This window comes from Spirosoma lituiforme (assembly GCF_054776635.1).
In genome coordinates this window covers 1-1,107 of the sequence record NZ_BAAHBO010000036.1, presented here as the reverse complement: position 1 = coordinate 1,107, position 1,107 = coordinate 1, and the positions used below count along the sequence as shown (strand labels likewise).

At 53.0% G+C, this 1,107-nt stretch carries 1 pseudogene; it reads left to right on the top strand.

The features are described 5' to 3' along the window. Positions 1–229 precede the first annotated feature (229 nt). Positions 230–1,107, top strand: a pseudogene (locus ACYU87_RS27520) (hypothetical protein); the annotation flags it as partial.

Genomic DNA, 1,107 nt, shown 5'->3' with positions numbered 1-1,107 from the left:
GTGCCCCAGGCAGACCAACAAAAGGGTAATCCAACCGATACCTTTCTTCGTATTCCTGCCGATCAATCGTATAAGACTGCTTTGCGTAAGCTGTACCGTTATCATGCGGATAATATTTGAGTAGACATTAGGCCACAAACTTGGTGGAGGCGTGTTAACTTGCCTATTCAAGACCGTACAATCACTGTTCAAGTTTGTTCATAGCTCTAAACAACTGACTAACAATGCAATGATCGCTCAACCGGAAGACCCCAAACTCGCCCTTTGTCGTCGATTGATCGAGGAAAAACTGGGCTGGGGCAACAGCGAGGGGTGGTCGACTCAGGACTTTGAGCAGCTCGGCGAGCTGATTGCTGAGCAGACGGGCGTGTCGCTGAGCGTCACAACGCTGAAGCGGGTTTGGGGCCGCGTGAAATACGACTCCACCCCGACGGTCACGACCTTAAACGCCTTGGCCAGCTTAGTCGGCTATGAACACTGGCGAGCGTTCCTGAACGACTCTACCCAAAAATCGTCTGTTGTTCCTCCGTCAACTTTCGTCATCGACACCCGTGAACCAAAGCCCGTTCAGCCCACCCGGAAACTTACCGTCAATCGGTGGTGGATTAGCGCCTGCCTGGTGGTAATACTGACCAGTATGGGGGTTTTCTTTCTGAATGACGTTTACCCCAGACCGCTCTCACCCGCTGACTTTGCCTTCACCAGCCGCCCCGTAACGAAAGGAATTCCAAACTCAGTGGTGTTCGACTATACGGCCACCTCGTCGCCCACCGATTCCGTCTTTATCCAGCAATCCTGGGACCCGAAACGGCGACAACTGGTTCCCAAAGACGGCCACCACCACTCCGCTATTTACTACCTCCCTGGTTACTACCGAGCCAAGCTGGTGGTGGGTCGTCAGATTGTTCAGGAGCATGACGTCGTCATCCCATCCGAAGGCTGGCTAACAGCTGTGGCTATCAACCAAGAAGCGACCCCGGTGTACTTTAGCCAACGACAAGCCGTGCACGATGGGATGTTAAACCTACCGATTGCGTCCATAGAAGGCAGCAATATACCGATGCAGCCTCAACCACCCATTGTGCTTTACAGGTATGTGCGCCCTTT